General features: G+C 34.3%; 27 protein-coding genes. All 27 read left to right on the forward strand.

The features are described 5' to 3' along the window. Positions 1–72 precede the first annotated feature (72 nt). The 27 genes from CAN42_RS06220 (at position 73) to CAN42_RS06345 (ending at position 18,288) form a co-directional block, all read left to right on the forward strand. Entirely contained in the window at positions 73–762 is a 690-nt protein-coding gene (locus CAN42_RS06220; RefSeq protein WP_085875970.1) for a Rha family transcriptional regulator, read from the forward strand. After that, positions 734–934 carry a hypothetical protein gene (locus CAN42_RS06225; RefSeq protein ID WP_085875971.1) on the forward strand — a complete coding sequence of 67 codons (201 nt, stop codon included), beginning with the start codon at positions 734–736 and terminating at the stop codon, positions 932–934. Before CAN42_RS06220 ends, CAN42_RS06225 begins: the two co-directional genes overlap by 29 nt. Continuing rightward, the gene (locus tag CAN42_RS06230; RefSeq protein WP_085875972.1) at positions 927–1,313 is read left to right on the forward strand and encodes a DUF7768 domain-containing protein; all 387 of its coding nucleotides are present in this window, start codon (positions 927–929) and stop codon (positions 1,311–1,313) included. The genes CAN42_RS06225 and CAN42_RS06230 overlap by 8 nt, the downstream gene beginning before the upstream one ends. Then, entirely contained in the window at positions 1,314–3,542 is a 2,229-nt protein-coding gene (locus tag CAN42_RS06235) for a phage/plasmid primase, P4 family (protein WP_085875973.1), read from the forward strand. It begins immediately after the preceding gene. A gap of 133 nt (positions 3,543–3,675) precedes the next feature. Next, a complete protein-coding gene (locus CAN42_RS06240; protein ID WP_085875974.1) occupies positions 3,676–3,957 on the forward strand; it encodes a VRR-NUC domain-containing protein in 282 nt (93 codons plus the stop codon). Continuing rightward, entirely contained in the window at positions 3,958–5,301 is a 1,344-nt protein-coding gene (locus CAN42_RS06245; RefSeq protein ID WP_085875975.1) for a DEAD/DEAH box helicase, read from the forward strand. 47 nt (positions 5,302–5,348) lie between these two features. Further along, entirely contained in the window at positions 5,349–5,777 is a 429-nt protein-coding gene (locus CAN42_RS06250; RefSeq protein WP_049690764.1) for a hypothetical protein, read from the forward strand. 99 nt (positions 5,778–5,876) lie between these two features. After that, a complete protein-coding gene (locus CAN42_RS06255; protein ID WP_085875976.1) occupies positions 5,877–6,233 on the forward strand; it encodes an HNH endonuclease in 357 nt (118 codons plus the stop codon). A 53-nt stretch (positions 6,234–6,286) separates the two neighbouring features. Then, entirely contained in the window at positions 6,287–6,934 is a 648-nt protein-coding gene (locus tag CAN42_RS06260) for a P27 family phage terminase small subunit (protein WP_085875977.1), read from the forward strand. A 9-nt stretch (positions 6,935–6,943) separates the two neighbouring features. Further along, the gene (locus tag CAN42_RS06265; protein WP_085875978.1) at positions 6,944–7,726 is read left to right on the forward strand and encodes an S-adenosylmethionine synthetase N-terminal domain-containing protein; all 783 of its coding nucleotides are present in this window, start codon (positions 6,944–6,946) and stop codon (positions 7,724–7,726) included. After that, positions 7,723–8,958, forward strand: a complete 1,236-nt coding sequence (locus CAN42_RS06270; RefSeq protein ID WP_085875979.1) for a site-specific DNA-methyltransferase — start codon at positions 7,723–7,725, stop codon at positions 8,956–8,958. Before CAN42_RS06265 ends, CAN42_RS06270 begins: the two co-directional genes overlap by 4 nt. 43 nt (positions 8,959–9,001) lie before the next feature. Further along, positions 9,002–9,220, forward strand: coding sequence for a DUF4314 domain-containing protein (locus tag CAN42_RS06275; RefSeq protein ID WP_085875980.1), 219 nt, complete (start codon positions 9,002–9,004; stop codon positions 9,218–9,220). Between the two features lie 94 nt (positions 9,221–9,314). Next, the gene (locus CAN42_RS06280) at positions 9,315–9,647 is read left to right on the forward strand and encodes a hypothetical protein (protein ID WP_085875981.1); all 333 of its coding nucleotides are present in this window, start codon (positions 9,315–9,317) and stop codon (positions 9,645–9,647) included. Next, positions 9,648–9,878 carry a DUF6900 domain-containing protein gene (locus tag CAN42_RS06285; RefSeq protein ID WP_085875982.1) on the forward strand — a complete coding sequence of 77 codons (231 nt, stop codon included), beginning with the start codon at positions 9,648–9,650 and terminating at the stop codon, positions 9,876–9,878. It begins immediately after the preceding gene. Between the two features lie 91 nt (positions 9,879–9,969). After that, entirely contained in the window at positions 9,970–11,559 is a 1,590-nt protein-coding gene (locus CAN42_RS06290) for a terminase large subunit (RefSeq protein ID WP_085875983.1), read from the forward strand. 79 nt (positions 11,560–11,638) lie between these two features. After that, positions 11,639–12,274, forward strand: a complete 636-nt coding sequence (locus tag CAN42_RS06295; RefSeq protein ID WP_085875984.1) for an L-2-amino-thiazoline-4-carboxylic acid hydrolase — start codon at positions 11,639–11,641, stop codon at positions 12,272–12,274. 142 nt (positions 12,275–12,416) lie between these two features. Continuing rightward, on the forward strand, positions 12,417–13,601 hold the full coding sequence (locus CAN42_RS06300; protein ID WP_425330846.1) for a phage portal protein: 1,185 nt from the start codon (positions 12,417–12,419) through the stop codon (positions 13,599–13,601). Beyond that, the gene (locus tag CAN42_RS06305; RefSeq protein ID WP_085875986.1) at positions 13,588–14,274 is read left to right on the forward strand and encodes a head maturation protease, ClpP-related; all 687 of its coding nucleotides are present in this window, start codon (positions 13,588–13,590) and stop codon (positions 14,272–14,274) included. Before CAN42_RS06300 ends, CAN42_RS06305 begins: the two co-directional genes overlap by 14 nt. Before the next feature lie 2 nt (positions 14,275–14,276). After that, positions 14,277–15,467 carry a phage major capsid protein gene (locus tag CAN42_RS06310; RefSeq protein WP_085875987.1) on the forward strand — a complete coding sequence of 397 codons (1,191 nt, stop codon included), beginning with the start codon at positions 14,277–14,279 and terminating at the stop codon, positions 15,465–15,467. Between the two features lie 10 nt (positions 15,468–15,477). Continuing rightward, positions 15,478–15,750: a head-tail connector protein gene (locus tag CAN42_RS06315; protein WP_019131819.1), complete on the forward strand. Its 273-nt coding sequence runs from the start codon at positions 15,478–15,480 to the stop codon at positions 15,748–15,750. Further along, the gene (locus tag CAN42_RS06320) at positions 15,750–16,082 is read left to right on the forward strand and encodes a phage head closure protein (protein WP_019131818.1); all 333 of its coding nucleotides are present in this window, start codon (positions 15,750–15,752) and stop codon (positions 16,080–16,082) included. The genes CAN42_RS06315 and CAN42_RS06320 overlap by 1 nt, the downstream gene beginning before the upstream one ends. Further along, complete coding sequence (locus CAN42_RS06325) at positions 16,079–16,459, forward strand: HK97 gp10 family phage protein (protein WP_019131817.1); 381 nt, start codon at positions 16,079–16,081, stop codon at positions 16,457–16,459. The genes CAN42_RS06320 and CAN42_RS06325 overlap by 4 nt, the downstream gene beginning before the upstream one ends. Then, entirely contained in the window at positions 16,452–16,796 is a 345-nt protein-coding gene (locus CAN42_RS06330; protein WP_085875988.1) for a hypothetical protein, read from the forward strand. Before CAN42_RS06325 ends, CAN42_RS06330 begins: the two co-directional genes overlap by 8 nt. Then, positions 16,789–17,385 (forward strand): major tail protein, encoded by a 597-nt coding sequence (locus CAN42_RS06335; protein ID WP_019131814.1) that lies wholly within the window; start codon positions 16,789–16,791, stop codon positions 17,383–17,385. Before CAN42_RS06330 ends, CAN42_RS06335 begins: the two co-directional genes overlap by 8 nt. Positions 17,386–17,387: 2 nt before the next feature. Continuing rightward, positions 17,388–17,744 (forward strand): hypothetical protein, encoded by a 357-nt coding sequence (locus CAN42_RS06340; RefSeq protein ID WP_019117844.1) that lies wholly within the window; start codon positions 17,388–17,390, stop codon positions 17,742–17,744. Positions 17,745–17,761: 17 nt separating this feature from the next. Beyond that, positions 17,762–17,926: a hypothetical protein gene (locus CAN42_RS09010; RefSeq protein ID WP_004816339.1), complete on the forward strand. Its 165-nt coding sequence runs from the start codon at positions 17,762–17,764 to the stop codon at positions 17,924–17,926. A gap of 38 nt (positions 17,927–17,964) precedes the next feature. Further along, positions 17,965–18,288 carry a hypothetical protein gene (locus tag CAN42_RS06345; protein WP_085875989.1) on the forward strand — a complete coding sequence of 108 codons (324 nt, stop codon included), beginning with the start codon at positions 17,965–17,967 and terminating at the stop codon, positions 18,286–18,288. Positions 18,289–18,324: the final 36 nt, after the last annotated feature.

Below are 18,324 nucleotides of genomic sequence, written 5' to 3' on the forward strand. Positions count from 1 at the left end.
TAAAAATCCCCTCTATTTCTTTGCCTGTGATTTAGGAGGGAAACCTCTTAAAAATTCACAGGAGGTAATTCAATGAAGGAATTAATACCAAAGAACGATTATGGAATATTTGCAGATCACAATGATGTTGCAAGGGTGGACAGTAGATTTGTAGCAGAGTTTTTTGAAAAGAGGCACTCTAATGTTATAAGAGATATACAAACAATCACTCAACCCAAATCTGGGCTCAGTGAAGAATTTATTGAACTCAATTTTGAGCTCAGCAGTTATAAGGATGTAACTGGAAGAAATCTACCATGTTATTTATTAACTAGAGATGGATTTACTATTTTAGCTATGGGTTACACGGGCAAAAAAGCCATGAAATTTAAAGAGCTCTATATTAAGAAATTTAACGAGATGGAAGAATTCATAAAGACTCTAGTATCAGCTAGAAATGAATTCCCTCTTTTAACCGAGAATATAAGATTGCTTCATGACAATCCAAAAGCTTATCACTTTAGTAATGAGTGTAACATGCTGAATCGTATCGTTTTAGGTAAGAGTGCAAAAGAATTTAGATTAGAAAATGATATACCAAAAGGAAAAAGTATAAGACCATATCTGAATCAATCACAAATAGAGATGATTGAAACCTTGCAAAAGGTAGATATTGGTTTATTAGTAGCATTTCCTAATTATCAAGACAGAAAGAAACACCTTGAATGGTACAAGCAAAAATTGGAGGTACAAAATGTTTTATGTGAAAGAAAGAATCAATGATTCTATGGAAATAAGTATTGAAATAAATTATGAGAATGTCTTTTGCACCTGTCCAAAGTGCGGAAAAGAAGTTCGAGTAGATTTAGTTGAAGAATTGGAAGAAGGAGATCTATTTTCTACTCAAGTTTGCTGTAATACTTGCAGTGAAACAATGAGGGATATTTATGAATAAAGAATTATACAACAGGAGTGGGTGCAAGGACCCCACTCCTTATCAAGCAATTAAAAATACAGAGAAAAGATACTATCCATTGGTATATATCTGCAGTCCATTTTCTGGAGATGTTGAAAATAATGTCATCAAGGCACAGAAGTACTCTCGCTATGCTTTGGATAAAGGAAATATTCCCATAGCACCACATCTTTTATTTCCTCAGTTTATGAGTGATGAAAGTGAGAGAAGACTTGCCATGCATTTTAATTATGTCCTTCTTGGAAAATGTGAAGAAGTGTGGGTCTTTGGTGATTATATAAGTGCTGGAATGGCTGAAGAAATAAAGATTGCTGAGAATAGGAAAATGGAGATTCGATATATTAAGGAGGTAGCCTAATTGAAAATATACACCTCAAATTTAATAGGAGTGGAGTCAAACTGTGTTTATCCAAATGAGGTTAATGCAGTAGATGTTAGGTCATTTGAGAAAGCTGCGAGTTTTGACCATGTAATGGCTAAGTATAAAAATTCCTACAGGTCCAATGATAATTTTATAGAGTCAGAATGTGTTCCCATGGATATAGACAACGACCATTCAGAAAATCCAGATGATTGGATTTCAGCTAATGATTTAAAGAGAATATTTGACGGAGTTAAATTTGCCATAGTTTATAGCAGAAACCATAGAAAAGAAAAAAATGGAAAAGCTGCAAGACCAAGGATGCACATATATTTCCCAATTCCTAAGATTACAAATTTAGCTGAATATGTAGGAATCAAAGAAAGGTTAGCGGAGACCTATACTTTCTTTGATGGCAATGCCTTAGATGGGGCGAGGTTTTTCTTTGGAGTTAAGAATCCTGCTGTTGAAATAGTTAGGGGAAGGAAATATGTAACTGATATTTTAAAAGATGACTTTGAAAATTTTGATAACTCTCAAGACTTAATTCAGCAAGGCTCTAGAAATTCAACTATGAACCATTTTGCTGGTAGGATTCTAATTCGATATGGAAATACAGATGAGGCAAGAGAATTATTCGATAAAAAAGCTAGTCTTTGCTCACCACCACTTCCAGATGATGAACTAGAACAAATATGGAGGTCTGCTTGCAAATTCTATAAAAAAATAGCTGCAAGTGAAGATTATGTTCCACCTGAAGAATACACTGAAGGTATAAATTTAAGACCGTCAGAATTTTCAGACATAGGTCAAGCAGAAGTTTTTGTAAGAGAATATCAAGACAGAATTCGATTTTCTCCTTCTACAGGTTTTCTTGTTTACAACGACTCCTACTGGGAGGAATCTGAACTAAAGGCACAAGGATATTCTCAAGACTTAGTTTTAAAACAGATAGAGGAAATAGACAATGAACTTTTGAAAATGGATGAGGACATTAAGAAATCGGGAGTTAGAGATATCATATCCTCAATGAGCGAGAAAAAGGCTATGGAGGTTTTTGATAAGAATCAAAAAACTATATATTATAAATTAACTTCGCTTGAGGCATATAAGAAATATGCTGTAAAACGAGGTGATACCAGAGCAATCCATGCAACTTTAAAAGAATCAAAACCAATGCTTGAAATAGATCAAAGAGAACTTGATACGGATGAGTTCTTGCTAAATACTCCCTCTTTTACAGTTGACTTAAAAACTGGAGATTGTAGAGACCATAAAGCAGAAGACTATATAACCAAAGAAACATCTGTAGATCCAAGTGATGAAAATATGGATATATGGCTTGGTGCCTTGGATACATTTTTTGTAAATGATAGTGAGCTTATAGAATATGTTCAGAAAGTAGCAGGTATTTCTCTAATAGGAAAGGTCTATATTGAGGCTCTCATTATAGCTTATGGTGATGGAAGAAATGGCAAGTCCACATTTTGGAATACTATCTCAAGAGTTCTAAATCTTTACAGTGGGTCAATCTCTGCAGATATTCTTACAGTTAATTCTAAGCGAAATGCTAAACCAGAACTTGCTGAAACAAGAGGCAAAAGGCTTTTAATTGCAGCTGAACTTCAAGAAGGATTAAGGTTAAATACTTCAAACGTAAAACAGCTTTGTTCTACGGATGAAATTGTAGCAGAGAAAAAATATCGAGATCCGTTTAAGTTCATACCTTCTCATACCCTTGTCCTATATACTAACCACCTACCAAAGGTGGGTGCCTTAGATGAAGGAACCTGGAGAAGACTCATTGTAATTCCATTTGAGGCAAAGATAGAGGGCAGTAGTGATATTAAAAACTACACTGATTATTTAGTAGATAAGGCTGGGGGAGCAGTTCTCAAGTGGTTAATCGAGGGTGCTAAAAAGGCTATTGATGAAGATTTTAAATTCAGCCTACCTAAAAAAGTAGCAGATGCCATCAATGAATATAAGGAATCAAATAACTGGTTCAAGCATTTCTTAAATGAGTGTTGTGAGATTGATTCATCCTATGAAGAAAAGTCTGGAGAAGTCTATCAAGAATATAGAGCCTATTGTTTAAGAACTGGAGATTATGTAAGGTCTACAACAGATTTTTATTCTGCTCTTTCATCCAATGGATTTATGAGGAGAAAAACTAATCAAGGAATTGTGATTAATGGACTTAAATTAAAGTCAGATTTTGTGTAAAAATACAAGAAGTGCAGGTCGTGAATGTCATATATATAACTATTATATAGTAAGTAAATTAAATTTTAGTTATATATAAAGGTTATATAATAGAGTTTCACGACTTGCACAATGTCTAAAAATAGAGGTTTATATGTTAGAAAATGAAATAGAAAAAGCATTGGTAGATAAAGTGAAACTCCATGAAGGTCTTTGTCTTAAATTTACATCTCCATCAATGACGGGAATACCAGATAGGATAATACTTCTACCTAAAGGTAAAATCGGATTTGTTGAAACAAAAAGACCTGGAGGAGAACCAAGACCAATTCAGAAAAAGAGAATAAGGCAATTTAAAGATTTAGGTTTTAAGGTTTATGTTCTTGATTCAAAAGAAAACATTGATGAAATAATGAAGAGAATCGGAGGTGACTAATTGGAATATACTCCACATAAATATCAAAATTATGCTACTGAATTTATAAAAGAAAATAAGGAATCTGCACTTCTACTGGACATGGGTCTCGGCAAGACGGTTATAAGCTTATCAGCTATAAAAGATTTACTCTTTGATTCTTTTGAAATTTCTAAAGTTTTAATCATAGCACCACTAAGAGTTGCCAGGGACACTTGGAAGGAAGAAATAGAAAAATGGTCTCACCTTGATATCTTAGAATATTCAGTAGCAATAGGAAGTGAAAAAGAAAGAATAAAAGCATTAGAAGAACAAGCAGATATTTATCTAATCAATAGAGAAAATGTAGACTGGCTAATAAATAAGAGTGAAATACCCTTTAACTACGACATGATCGTAATTGATGAACTATCATCCTTTAAATCTCATAGGTCAAAGAGGTTTAAAGCTTTGATGAAAGTTAGACCAAAGGTAAAAAGAATAGTTGGTCTTACTGGAACTCCATCATCTAACGGCCTAATGGATTTGTGGGCTGAGTTTAGGCTCCTTGATATGGGAGAGAGACTTGGAAGATTTATTGGTCAGTACAGGGAAATCTACTTCAAACCAGATAAGAGAAACGGACCAATCATTTATTCCTATAAGCCACTTCCTTTTGCTGAAGATGCAATCTATGAAAAGATATCAGATATCACAGTTTCTATGAAAGCTGAAGACTATCTAAAAATGCCAAAGAAGATAAACAATGAAGTTTTTGTAAATCTATCAGATAAAGAAAGAGATATCTACGAGACCTTAAAAAAAGACTTGGTTGTTAATATTAAGGATAAAGATATAGATGCAGTTAATGCTGCTGCACTTTCTAATAAGTTACTTCAAATGGCGTCAGGTTCTGTTTATGATGAAGATAAAAATATGATTCATATTCATGATAGAAAGCTTGATGCCTTGGAAGATTTAATAGAAGGCGCAAATGGTAAACCAGTATTAATAGCTTATTGGTACAAGTCAGATTTGAAAAGAATAAAAGATAAGTTTGATGTAAGAGAACTTAAGACAAGTGAGGACTTTAAAGAATGGAATCAAGGTAAGATTCCAGTTGCCATTATCCATCCAGCATCTGCTGGTCATGGACTTAACCTACAAGCGGGAGGTTCAACACTTATTTGGTTTTCTCTTACTTGGTCCTTAGAACTTTATGAACAAACCAATGCCAGACTTTATAGACAAGGACAGAAAGAAACAGTTGTGATTCATCATATCTTAGCAAAAGGAACTATTGATGAAGATGTTATGAAAGCATTAGAAAATAAGAATAAAACACAAGCTGCACTTATTGATGCAGTAAAAGCAAATCTAAAATGAGTAGAGGTTCTATAGAGAACTTACCTCAATACTTATGGAGGTAAGAAATGAATGCAAAAGAATATTTAAAACAAGCTTTTTATTTAGACAAGAGAATTAACAGTAAGCTAGAGCAAGTTGAAAGTTTAAATGCCTTAGCTACAAAAGCTACATCGACCTTATCAGATATGCCCAAGAGTCCTAGTAGAGGAACATCTAAACTTGAAGATACTATTGTTAAGATTGTAGATCTTCAAGAAGAGATTAATAGGGATATAGATAAACTTGTAGATTTGAAAGCAGAGATGGTTGGAACAATTAAACAAATTCAAAACAAGGAACTTCAAGTCATTCTTGAAAAAAGATATCTTTGCTTTGAGACTTGGGAGAAGATAGCAGTTGATATGAATTATGATATTAGACATATTCATAGACTTCACAATCTGGGGTTAAAAGAAACTTCAAAGCTAATCAAATCCTGTCATGAAATGTCATAGAATGTCACTATGGAGTTGTAGTATTATTAAAATAGCAAAAGAATAATTAAAAGAGCCTTGGAGATTTAATCTTCAGGGCTTTCTTTATGGAGTGATAAAGTGCCGAGAAAACCTAAGAGACCATGTTCACATCCAGGTTGTCCTGAATTAGTTGATGGACGATTCTGCAAGAAACATGAGAAAGAATACAACAGAAACTATGAAAAATATAAAAGAGATCCTAGAACTCATAAGCGTTATGGAAAAGCATGGAGAGTTATTAGAAAAAGATATGTAGCAGAGCACCCGCTTTGTGAGATGTGTTTAAAAGAAAATAGAATGACAAAGGTAGAGGAAGTACATCACATACTTCCTCTTTCTCGTGGTGGAACTAATGACGAAGACAATCTTATGAGTCTTTGTAAATCTTGTCATTCAAAGATTCATGCAAAGAGTGGAGATAGATTTGGAGGATAGTTTTCCGTGGGGAGGGGGAGTATTAATCTCTGTGACTGATTTCCCTATCAACGGTGCCGCCCTCTCACGCACAAAAAAACGGGTTCAAAGGCCCTATTAAAGAAGATGAAGAATTAGGAGGTGATACTATCGCTAAAGACGGAACATACAGAGGTGGAAGAAGAGTAAAAGCAGGAGGGAAACCACAGCCTGCTGCTGAAAAAATAGAAAAAGGTAAAAAAGTAGAAATACTTATGAATGATATTCCTACATTTTCTCCAGAGGAAATAGATGCAGTAGATTTACCAGATGGTGCAGTTCTTGATGGAACGGATATGCCTACACCAAGTGATTATCTATCTGCAAAGCAAAAGAATGGAATACCACTTGGTGCAGATGAAATATATAAAGAGACTTGGGGCTGGTTAAAACAGAGAAACTGTGAAAACTTAGTAAATCCAAGATTATTAGAATCCTACTCCCAGGCTTTTGCAAGATACATTCAATGTGAAGAGGCAATAAGTCAATTTGGACTTTTAGGAAAGCATCCTACAACTGGTGGAGTTATTGCATCTCCATTTGTACAGATGTCTAGCCAGTTTCAAAAGACGGCAAATCTTCTATGGTACGAGATTTATGACATAGTTAAAGAAAACTGCACGGAAGTATATGAAGACTATGGAGAAGATATGATGGAAAAATTACTAAGGAGTAGAAAGTAAGGTGATTAAATGTTTGAAAAAGTAAATCCAAAGCACCCTGACAAACAAGCAGATTGTATTGCAGGTGCAATTGTAGATTTAGCATATAAAGAAAAGGAGAACCCTAAAATTGCAGTCGAGGTTTTGCTTGGTCATGGAGACTGTCATGTGATTATAGAAACGGACTGCACTCTAAATAAAAAAGAAATTGAAACAGCAATTAGGAGGATAGCTGGAGATGTCACAGCAGATATTAAAATTGTAGAACAAGATATCCACCTATCGAACAATCAAAAAGAAAAGATTAGATGTGGGGATAATGGAATATTTAAAGGAGTGCCTACATCAGATGAAGAAAATAAACTATCTTTAATTGCTCGTGAAATATACTCTAATTATCCTTATGATGGGAAATATATTCTTGATGGAGATAAACTTATTATTTGTCAGTCAAATGTATCTACAGAAATTTTAAAATCAATTTATCCAAGAGCAATTGTAAATCCATTAGGAGATTGGACTGGAGGATATAATGTTGATACTGGAGCAACTAATAGAAAACTCGGCTCAGATATGGGAAGAGCAGTAACTGGTGGAGGTCTTCATGGTAAAGACCTATCCAAGGCTGATGTATCTGTCAATATTTATGCCCACCTGAAGGCACAAGAAGAAAAAAGAGAGATTGAATTATCCTGTGCAATCGGGGATGAAACTGTTGATGGTAGACCATATTCAGAAATTGTAGAAATTGCTAGAAACTACATTAACTCTATTGGTGGTTTTGAGGAATTTGCTAAGTGGGGGCTAATATGATTACAACAAAAGAAATGAAATTAGTTGATATCGAAAAACTTGTTCCCTATGTAAATAATGCAAGAACTCACTCACAAGACCAGATTAATAAACTACGCTCATCAATTCGAGAGTTTGGTTTCATCAATCCTGTAATTATTGATAAAGACTACGGAGTTATTGCAGGCCATGGAAGAATTATGGCAGCAAAGGAAGAAGGTATAAAAGAAGTACCTTGTGTCTTTGCAGACCATCTAAACGAGGCACAGAAGAAAGCCTATATCTTAGCTGATAACAGAATGGCTCTTGATGCTGGATGGGATGAAGAACTATTAAGAGTAGAAATTGAATCTCTAGAAGATTATGGTTTTAATTTAGAACTTACTGGGTTTTCACCAGATGAACTATCTAATATTTTTGATCTAGGAAATGATACAGAAGATGATGGCTTTGATGTAGAGGAAGAATTAGAAAAACCTACTTTTTCAAAGGCTGGAGATATATGGACATTAGGCAAGCATACAGTCATCTGTGGAGATTCTACAGATGAGATCACTTACGAAAAATTGATGGGAGAATCAAAAGCAAATCTTATCATCACAGACCCTCCATACAATGTAAACTATGAAGGAACAGCAGGAAAAATTAAAAATGACAATATGGAGCAAGGTAAATTCTATGAATTTTTACTAAGCTCCTTTTTAAATATGGAAAAGTTTCTCGCAGATGATGGTTCTATTTATGTTTTCCATGCTGATACAGAAGGACTTAATTTCAGAAAAGCATTCCAAGATGCTGGATTTTATTTATCTGGCACTTGTATTTGGAAGAAACAGTCCCTTGTACTTGGAAGAAGTCCATATCAATGGCAACATGAACCAATTCTTTATGGTTGGAAGAAAAAAGGAAAACACAACTGGTATACAGGAAGGAAGGAGTCTACCATTTGGGAATTTGATAAACCAAGAAAAAATGGCGACCACCCCACTATGAAACCTATCCCACTTTTATCTTATCCAATTAAAAATTCATCAATGACAAACTCCATTGTACTTGATCCTTTTGGTGGAAGTGGAAGTACACTAATAGCTTGTGAGCAAACTGATAGGATTTGTAGGATGATAGAACTTGATGAAAAATTTGTAGATGTGATTGTAAATAGGTTTATTGAATTGGTTGGCAGTGATAAAGATGTAAGCCTTTTAAGAGATGGAAAAGAGTATAAGTATGAAGATGTTTTTAATCTGACTTGATATAAATCCTAGATTTAGTGATATATGTATGTGAGGGGATTAGATGATTTCAAGGGAAATTATACAAAAATTAAAAGAGACATATCCAGTAGGTACAAGAGTAAAACTAATCCAAATGGAAGATGACCAAGCACCTCCAGTTGGAACTTTAGGCACAGTTTATGGGGTGGATGCCATTGGATCAATCCTAGTAAAATGGGATAATGGTTCGATGTTAAATGTAATTTTCAGAGTGGATAGAATAGAAAAAAATATCGAGTAAAGGTTGAGATATAGCCATTATATTCTCTAATTAACTTGACTTATTTTTGACAGTACGGTTATATGTACATACAAAAAAAGGTAAGGAGAAAAATATGGCATACAAATACATGAAAACACAGGAAGATTTAAATGAGTTAATCAACTCTTCAGCAATTACAATGCTTGGACTTTATGAAGGAGAAAATGGAGACTTAGCTTTTCAAGATTATTTAAAAGACTACCTTGAAGATGACACAATTTACATCACGATGGGAAAAACAATCAACGAATTTTATGGAACTAGCCTTCCTGAAGACTTAAGGATAGTAAGTTTAAAATACAATAAACTTGGAAGACTTCCAATGATAAGGATTGAGATTGGAGCAAAGTGGTTTGACGACTTTATAGATAATCTCCAAAAGAAAAAGAAAATAGGAGTAAGATAAATGACAAACCAAGAATTGAAAAGACAATGCTTTTTAGAAGCCACCAAAAGAATTAATGAAAGAAGAGATCGAGCACTTTTAGAAATTGCAAAGAAACATTCTTATGCAATAGAAGAAAGAGGAGACTTAGAAAAAAGAAACAATGATTCAGAAGACTTTTTAGAAGTTTCAGTATGGTCATTAAAAGAAATGTTAAAAGAGGCTTATGAATTAGGAAAACAAAATAATTAAAAACCAAGAAATTGAGCGAAGGCTCTTTTTCTCGTAGTGAACTAGCTAGGGCTAGTATTTTTTATATTCAGTTTTAGAGGAAGGAGGTCAAATGAAATATAAACCAACAAAATTTATGCTACCTACATCTCACTATGATAAAAACAAAGCAGATTATGCCGTTACCTTTATAGAATGCCTTAAACACACAAAAGGTAGATGGGCAGGTAAAGACTTCAAGCTTATTGACTGGCAAGAAGAAATAATTAGAGACTTATTTGGAATTGTAAAAGATACAGGATACCGACAATTTAATACAGCCTATATTGAAATACCAAAGAAGATGGGAAAGTCTGAACTTGCAGCTGCCATAGCACTCCTCCTTACTTGTGGTGATGGAGAAGAAAGAGCAGAGGTATATGGATGTGCTGCCGATAGACAGCAAGCAACTATTGTCTTTGATGTTGCAGCTGATATGGTAAGAATGTCTCCAGCCCTTTCTAAAAGAGTAAAGATTCTAGCATCACAAAAGAGAATGATATATAAACCGACAAATTCTTTTTATCAAGTCTTATCTGCAGAGGCTTATTCTAAACACGGATTTAATATTCATGGTGTGGTCTTTGACGAACTTCATACCCAACCTAACAGAAAGTTATTTGATGTCATGACAAAAGGGTCTGGTGATGCGAGAACCCAACCCCTATATTTTCTTATAACAACTGCTGGAACAGATACAAAATCAATCTGCTACGAAACACATCAAAAAGCAGTCGACATACTTGAAGGCAGAAAAACTGATCCAACTTTTTATCCTGTTATTTATGGAGCAGATAGAGAAGACGATTGGACAGATGAAAAAGTATGGCATAAGGCAAATCCGTCTCTTGGAATCACAGTTCCAATAGAAAAAGTAAGACAAGCCTGTGAATCTGCTAAGCAAAATCCAACTGAAGAGAACTCCTTTAGACAGTTAAGATTAAATCAGTGGGTCAAACAAGCAATTAGGTGGATGCCCATGGGAAAATGGGACTTATGTAACTTTGCTGTTAATGAAGAAGAACTAAGAGGAAGAGTTTGTTATGGAGGTCTTGACCTATCATCAACAACAGATATTACGGCCTTTGTTTTAGTCTTTCCTCCATTAGATGAAGATGATAAATATCAAATATTACCCTACTTTTGGTTGCCAGAAGATAATCTTGACCTAAGAGTAAAACGAGACCATGTAAACTATGACATATGGAAAAAACAAGGCTACATTCAGACAACAGAGGGTAATGTAGTCCATTATGGCTTTATTGAAAAATTCATAGAAGACTTAGGTGAGACATATAACATCCGAGAAATAGCCTTTGATAGATGGGGAGCAGTTCAGATGGTTCAAAACTTAGAAGGGATGGGTTTTACAGTAGTTCCCTTTGGTCAAGGATTTAAAGATATGTCTCCACCAACAAAAGAATTAATGAAACTTACCCTTGAAAGAAAAATAGCCCATGGAGGACATCCCGTTCTAAGATGGATGATGGATAACATCTTCATACGAACAGATCCTGCTGGAAATATTAAGGCGGACAAGGAAAAATCTACAGAAAAGATTGATGGTGTAATTGCTACAATTATGGCACTTGACAGGGCTATAAGGTGTGGTAATGATATAAGTGAATCGGTCTATGATGATAGGGGATTACTTCTGATATAACCAAAATAGAGTTTAATAACAATTATGATTTGATATAATGGAATAAAGATGAAAATACAAAATTCAGGAGGCACAAATCATGAGACCAAAGTTCAGTTATTGGATTATTTTATATCCTTTTATTAAAAGTTATTTAAAGTCTCGATTTCCGAAAAACCAAGTTCGTGAGATATTTAAAAATGCAAAGCGAGAGTATAAAAATTTGATGGTAAAATCTGAGGATATAGGTGAAGATAATCCTATGGCATCAAATTTATATTACTCAATCTTGTTTTTTTCATTCTTGTACGGAAATCCATCTTTAATAAACAAAAGCATTCTGGCAGAATTAATGGAGTATGTTATCACTCATCCAATAATAAACAAATTGAATAAAAAGGATTTCAATAATAGTAAAGACATGGAAAAGTTTAAAGAAAAGATGATAGAAAATTCGAAATGGGCAGATGAAAACCTAATTAAATATCCAAGTACATGGAAGTTTAACTTTGATGATTCTCATCAAGACGGTTGTTATTATTATTTTACAAAATGTCCAATTGCTAAATATTTTAAAGATAATGGTTTAGAAGAATATACACATCTATTTTGTGAGCTGGATTATTTGACTATAAAGGCATGTAAGGGTAAGTTAATTCGACATAATACATTAGCAGATGGTGATGAAATATGTGATTTTTGGATTTTAGGAGACCAAGCAGATTATCCAAATTAATTTATAATCTTTAGAGCATCTACATTAGTAGGTGCTTTTTTCATACCTACTTTTAGGAGGTGGTAATATAAACATTTTAAATTTAATATTCACCCATAAGGGCACAGGTAAGTCGAGAGACAAACCTAAAGACGGGGAGAGGATATCTTCATCGTCTTTTTTATTTGGGAGAACAACGGCAGGAAGGAATGTAACCGAATTTACTGCTATGCAAATGACGGCAGTTTATTCATGTGTGAGGGTTCTTGCTGAAACCTTAGCAGGACTTCCACTTCATCTATATAAAAGGGGAGATTCTAATTCAAAGGAAAAAGCAAAAGACCACGCCATATATTTTCTCTTACACGATGAACCTAATACTGAGATGACTTCATTTGTATTTAGAGAAACACTAATGACTCATCTTCTTTTATGGGGTAATGCCTATGCTCAAATAATTCGCAATGGAAGAAATGAGGTCATCGGACTTTATCCACTAATGCCAAATAAGATGACTGTTATGAGAAGTGAAGATGGAGAAATCTTTTATAAATACAATCATAAATCAGAAGAAGTTTATCTTTTAAAAGAAGATGTTCTTCATATACCTGGACTTGGTTTTGATGGTCTTATTGGTTACTCGCCAATTACCATGGCCAAGAATGCAATTGGTATGGCTATGGCTTGTGAAGATTACGGCGCTAGCTTTTTCCAAAATGGAGCACAACCAGGTGGGGTTTTAGAACATCCAGGCATAATTAAAGACCCAGAGAGAGTAAGGGAGTCATGGAATGCAGCCTTTCAAGGGCCTAAGAACGCCAACAAAGTGGCTGTACTTGAAGAAGGGATGAAATACCAACCGATTGCTATTGCACCAAGTGAAGCCCAGTTTTTGGAAACTAGAAAGTTTCAGTTAAATGAGATAGCAAGAATATTTAGAATACCACCTCATATGATTGGTGATTTAGAGAGGTCGTCATTTTCAAATATAGAACAGCAGTCACTTGAGTTTGTTAAATACACACTTGATCCTTGGATTGTTCGTTGGGAACAATCTTTGGAAAGAGCACTGCTAACAAAAAAAGAAAAAGAATCCTACTTTATTAAATTTAATCTTGATGGACTTCTAAGAGGAGACTATGAATCAAGGATGAATGGATATGCTGTAGGAAGACAGAATGGCTGGATGAGTGCAAACGACATAAGAGAACTGGAAAATTTAGATAGGATCTCGGCTGAAGAAGGTGGAGACCTATATCTTGTAAATGGAAATATGCTACCACTTGATAAGGCAGGTAGTTTTTATCAGCAGAAAGGAGAAGTGATAAGTCCTAATGAAGAACAATAAAATATTTTGGAATTGGAAAAAGGATTCAAATGAACTCTATATAGATGGAGTTATTGCAGAAGAGTCTTGGTTTGATGATGAAATCACACCAAGGCTCTTTTTTGAAGAATTAAAAAACAAAAGTGGAGATATAACTGTGTGGATCAACTCCCCTGGTGGTGATTGTATAGCTGCATCGAGAATTTACACCATGCTTTTAGAGCACAAAGGAAATGTGACAATTAAGATTGATGGGCTTGCAGCATCAGCAGCATCTGTCATTGCAATGGCAGGAACTGAAGTATTGATGAGTCCAACATCATTAATGATGATTCACAACCCTTTAACTGTAGCTATTGGTGACTCAAAAGAAATGCAAAAAGCCATAGATATGTTAAAGGAAGTTAAGGAGTCAATCATCAATGCCTATGAGATTAAGACAGGTTTATCCAGAGAAGAGATTTCTAATCTAATGGATGGAGAGACTTGGTTTGATAAGAATAAGGCCATCGAGATGGGTTTTTGTGATGGAACTCTCACTGACAAAAGAAAAGATGAAAAAGTTACGAACATGGTCTTTTCAAGGCGAGCAGTTACAAACTCCCTTTTAACAAAGATAAATAAAGAAGTGAAAACTCACTCAATGAGTGAGGTCGAAGGCAGATTAAACAATATTAAAAATACTTGGAGGTAATTATGAATATTAAAGAACTTTTAGAAAAGAGAAGTAAAGCTTGGGATGAGGCAAAAGCATTTGCTGAGTCTAAGACAGATGAAAAGGGTCTAATGTCTGACGAAGATTTCAAGACATATGAAGGGATGGAAAGAACTATCGAGAATTACACTCGTGAAATTGAAAGAAAGAAGAGGGAAGAAGAAATGGATAAATCCTTGGAAAAACCTACTACTCAAGCACTAACAAATGAACCTGCTACTTTTAATGAAGAAGAAAAGCCAATGAGAGCAAGAAATACCTATAAGAAATCCATGATGAAGGCATTAAGAACTAACTTTAGAGATATTTCCAATGAATTAAAAGTTGGTACAGATGAAAGTGGTGGATATTTAGTTCCAGAAGAAATGGAAGTAGATATTGTAAATGGACTTGAAGATGAAAATATTGTAAGAAAACTAGCTACAAAAGTTCAAACTTCTGGACTTCATAAAATTAACATTGCTGCTACGAAACCAGCAGCCCTATGGGTAGAAGAAGGTGGTCAACTAACCTTTGGAGATGGCACATTCGATCAAGTATCTCTAGATGCACACAAACTCCATGTTGGTATTAAAGTTACTGAAGAACTTTTATATGATTCAGCCTTTAATTTAGAAAAATACATCACTGAAGAATTTACTAGAGCACTAGCAAATGCTGAAGAGGACGCTTTCTTAAATGGAGATGGAGTAAATAAACCTACAGGAATTTTTGACTCTAAAAAAGGTGGAGAACTTGGGGTAACAACAAAGGCTCAAACAATTACTGCAGATGAACTTATTGATTTAGTTTACTCTCTAGATAGACCATATAGAAAGAGAGCAGCCTTCATTTTAAATGATGCAACAGTTGCTCAAATTAGAAAGCTTAAAGATGTTAATGGTGCATATATTTGGCAACCTTCACTTAAGGATGGAGAACCAGATAGACTTTTAGGATATCCTGCTTATACATCAGCCTTTGCTCCAAAAGCTGAAAAAGGAAAACTTGCAGTAGCCTTTGGCGATTTTTCTTATTACAAGATTGGAGATAGAGGAAATAGATCTTTCCAAGACTTAAAGGAACTATTTGCTGGTAATGGAATGGTTGGTTTCTTAGGTAAAGAAAGAGTAGATGGAATCCTTGTATTAAGAGAGGCAGTTAAACTATTAAAAATTGGTGCTACTGCCTAAGGAGTAGATTATGATTACTCTTGAGGAGGCAAAGTCATATTTAAGGGTGGATTTTGATGATGAGGATGAGATGATTAATTCTTTCATCCAATCATCAATAAAGCACTCCATGGATGTAGCCAGGGTTGATAGTGAAGAAGAACTTTCTAAAAATCCAAATGGAAAGATAGCTGTCCTCTATATGACCGCTTATCTTTATGAACACAGAGAAGAGGCAGATTATTCTGAACTAAACTTAACTCTAAGGGCTTTATTATTTGGAATGAGAAAGGCTGAGTTCTAATGAAGATATCGGATTTAAATAGAAAAATAATCTTTCAAAATAAAAATGTTGAGGTGGATGGAATTGGTAACCATAAATCAGTATGGATGGACTATCTAACAACATCAGCCTATATTTCCTTTCAAGGAAAAGGTGAAGAGGTTTTTTTAGGAATGGAAGTAGACAGGTCAGACATTTCTTTTACTGTAAGATTTCAAAATAGGTTAAAGAATATTAACACTTCAGAATACAGAATTCTATTTGATGATGAAATGTACAATATCATATCAATTGACTTTATGAACTATAAAAATAGACTTATAAAGTTTAGAAGTAGGAAGGTGAGTAGATGAATGTAAAAATTGAAAACCTCGCCAGTGAAATAATGAAAGGCTTAGAAGAATATTCTGATATGGCAACAGACGAAGTCAAAAAGGAAGTTAAAAAGACTGGTAGTAATATTAGAAAAGACATACAAGAAAATGCACCTGTAGGAGAAACAAGGAAATATTCTAAGTCCTGGTCTGTAAAAACTATGAAAGAAACTTCAAATTCAATAGAACTTGTGGTTCACTCAAGAAATAGATATCAACTGGCTCATCTACTTGAAAAAGGTCATGTTCTTAGGCAGGGAGGAAGAGTATCTGCTAAGCCACACATTGGACCAGCTGAAGAGAAAGGAGTAAGAGAATTGGAAGAAAATATAATGAGGAAATTACAAGATGGATAGGCTATTAAAAATAATTGAAAAGATAGGACTCCCATTTGCATACTCTCACTTTGCTGAAGGAGAAAGTCCAGACCCACCATTTTTGGTTTATCTATTTCCAAAAAATAAACACTTTGGTGCAGATGGAGTGGTTTTTTATAAAAACACACAGATAGACTTAGAACTTTATACTGATAAGAAAGATTTAAAACTAGAAGAAAAAATAGAAGAGATACTTGATAGAGAAGAAGTCTATTATGAAAAATCTGAAGTTTGGATTGAATCAGAAAGACTCTATGAAGTTTTGTATGAATTCACACTTAATTTAAAAATTACGGAGGTAAATAATAATGGCTAATAAGGTTAAATTTAATATTTGTAATGTACACTACGCTCTCTTCGATAAAGCCGAAGAGGGCGTTATTAAATATAAGACACCAGTGCCAATGCCTGGTGCTGTTTCAATTTCATTGGATCCTAATGGAGAGCCTGAAAGCTTTTATGCAGATGGAATTGAATACTACACTATTTCAAACAATATGGGATATGACGGAGATTTGGAAATCGCTCTTATTCCAGAATCCTTTAGGACTGATGTTTTGATGGAAAGATCAGATTCAAATAAAGTTCTTATTGAGTCTTCAAATTCCGAAACTGCAAACTTTGCACTGTTATTTGAGTTTGATGGTGACCAAAAGAAAATCCGTCACGTCATGTATAACTGCTCAGCAGCAAGACCTACTCTTGAAGGAGAAACCAACGAGGAATCAAGAGAAGTCCAACCAGAAACCTTGTCTATTCAAGCAAGACCACTTCCAAATGGAAATGTAAAGGCTAGAACAGGCGAAGAGACTACAAAGGAAACTTATGATGGTTGGTACAAGTCAGTCTATATGCCAACAGAAAATACAGTAACACCTTCAAGAGCAAGTGTTGGAGGTAAATAAATATGGCACTAACCAAGAAAATTCAAATCGATGGGAAAGAAGTTGTTTTCCGTGCATCAGCAGCAATCCCAAGAATCTATAGACTTAAATTTGGAAGAGATATCTTCAAAGACTTAATGGAACTTGAAAAATCCATGAAGAAAAATGATGAAGATAAATCTAATCTTGATATAGGTTCACTTGAGTTATTTGAAAATATAGCCTATGTAATGGCAAAGCATGGAGATAAATCTGTGCCAGATAGCCCAGAGGAATGGTTAGATAATTTCTCAACCTTTTCAATTTATCAAATTCTACCTCAGCTAATTGAGTTGTGGGGACTTAATATAAAATCGGAAGAAGTTCCTAAAAAAAAGTAAGGCCAACAGAAAGACTAATGACCACACCCTTGTTTCTATTAAGGGCTGTAGAATTGGGTCTTTCTGTTTCTGATTTATCCCTATTAACAATTGGACTTGTAAATGATATGTTCACAGAAAAGAATAATGACGACTATAAATACAAAGAAGTAGCTACACAAGAAGACTTTGATAAATTTTAATCTACTTATGGTATAATCACTGTAATAGAGGTGATACAGTGGGTAAAAAGAATAGAGGAAGAGCACCTAAGGTTCGTTTAGACCAAATTCCAAAATTAATTAGATTAGAGGCAGTTGAAAAATATAATAAATCTCCAGAGACTGTAAGAATTTATTTTAATCAACTGGAAATGACCTTAATTGCTCTCGACAGCAGATATGAAAATTACGAAGTCAATACAGCTGATGATAACATAATGTTTATCATAGGTGGTAGGAAAAATAAAAAGAATAAATTAACTCAAGCTGATGTACAAAAAGCTATAAATGATGAATTAGAGTTAAGATTTTATATGGACGAAGAATTTTATGACGAATATTAATTTTTAGCATCTATCAAAATGGTAGGTGCTTTTTTG

The organism is Peptoniphilus vaginalis, assembly GCF_900176605.1.
GTDB classification, from domain to species: domain Bacteria; phylum Bacillota; class Clostridia; order Tissierellales; family Peptoniphilaceae; genus Peptoniphilus_A; species Peptoniphilus_A vaginalis.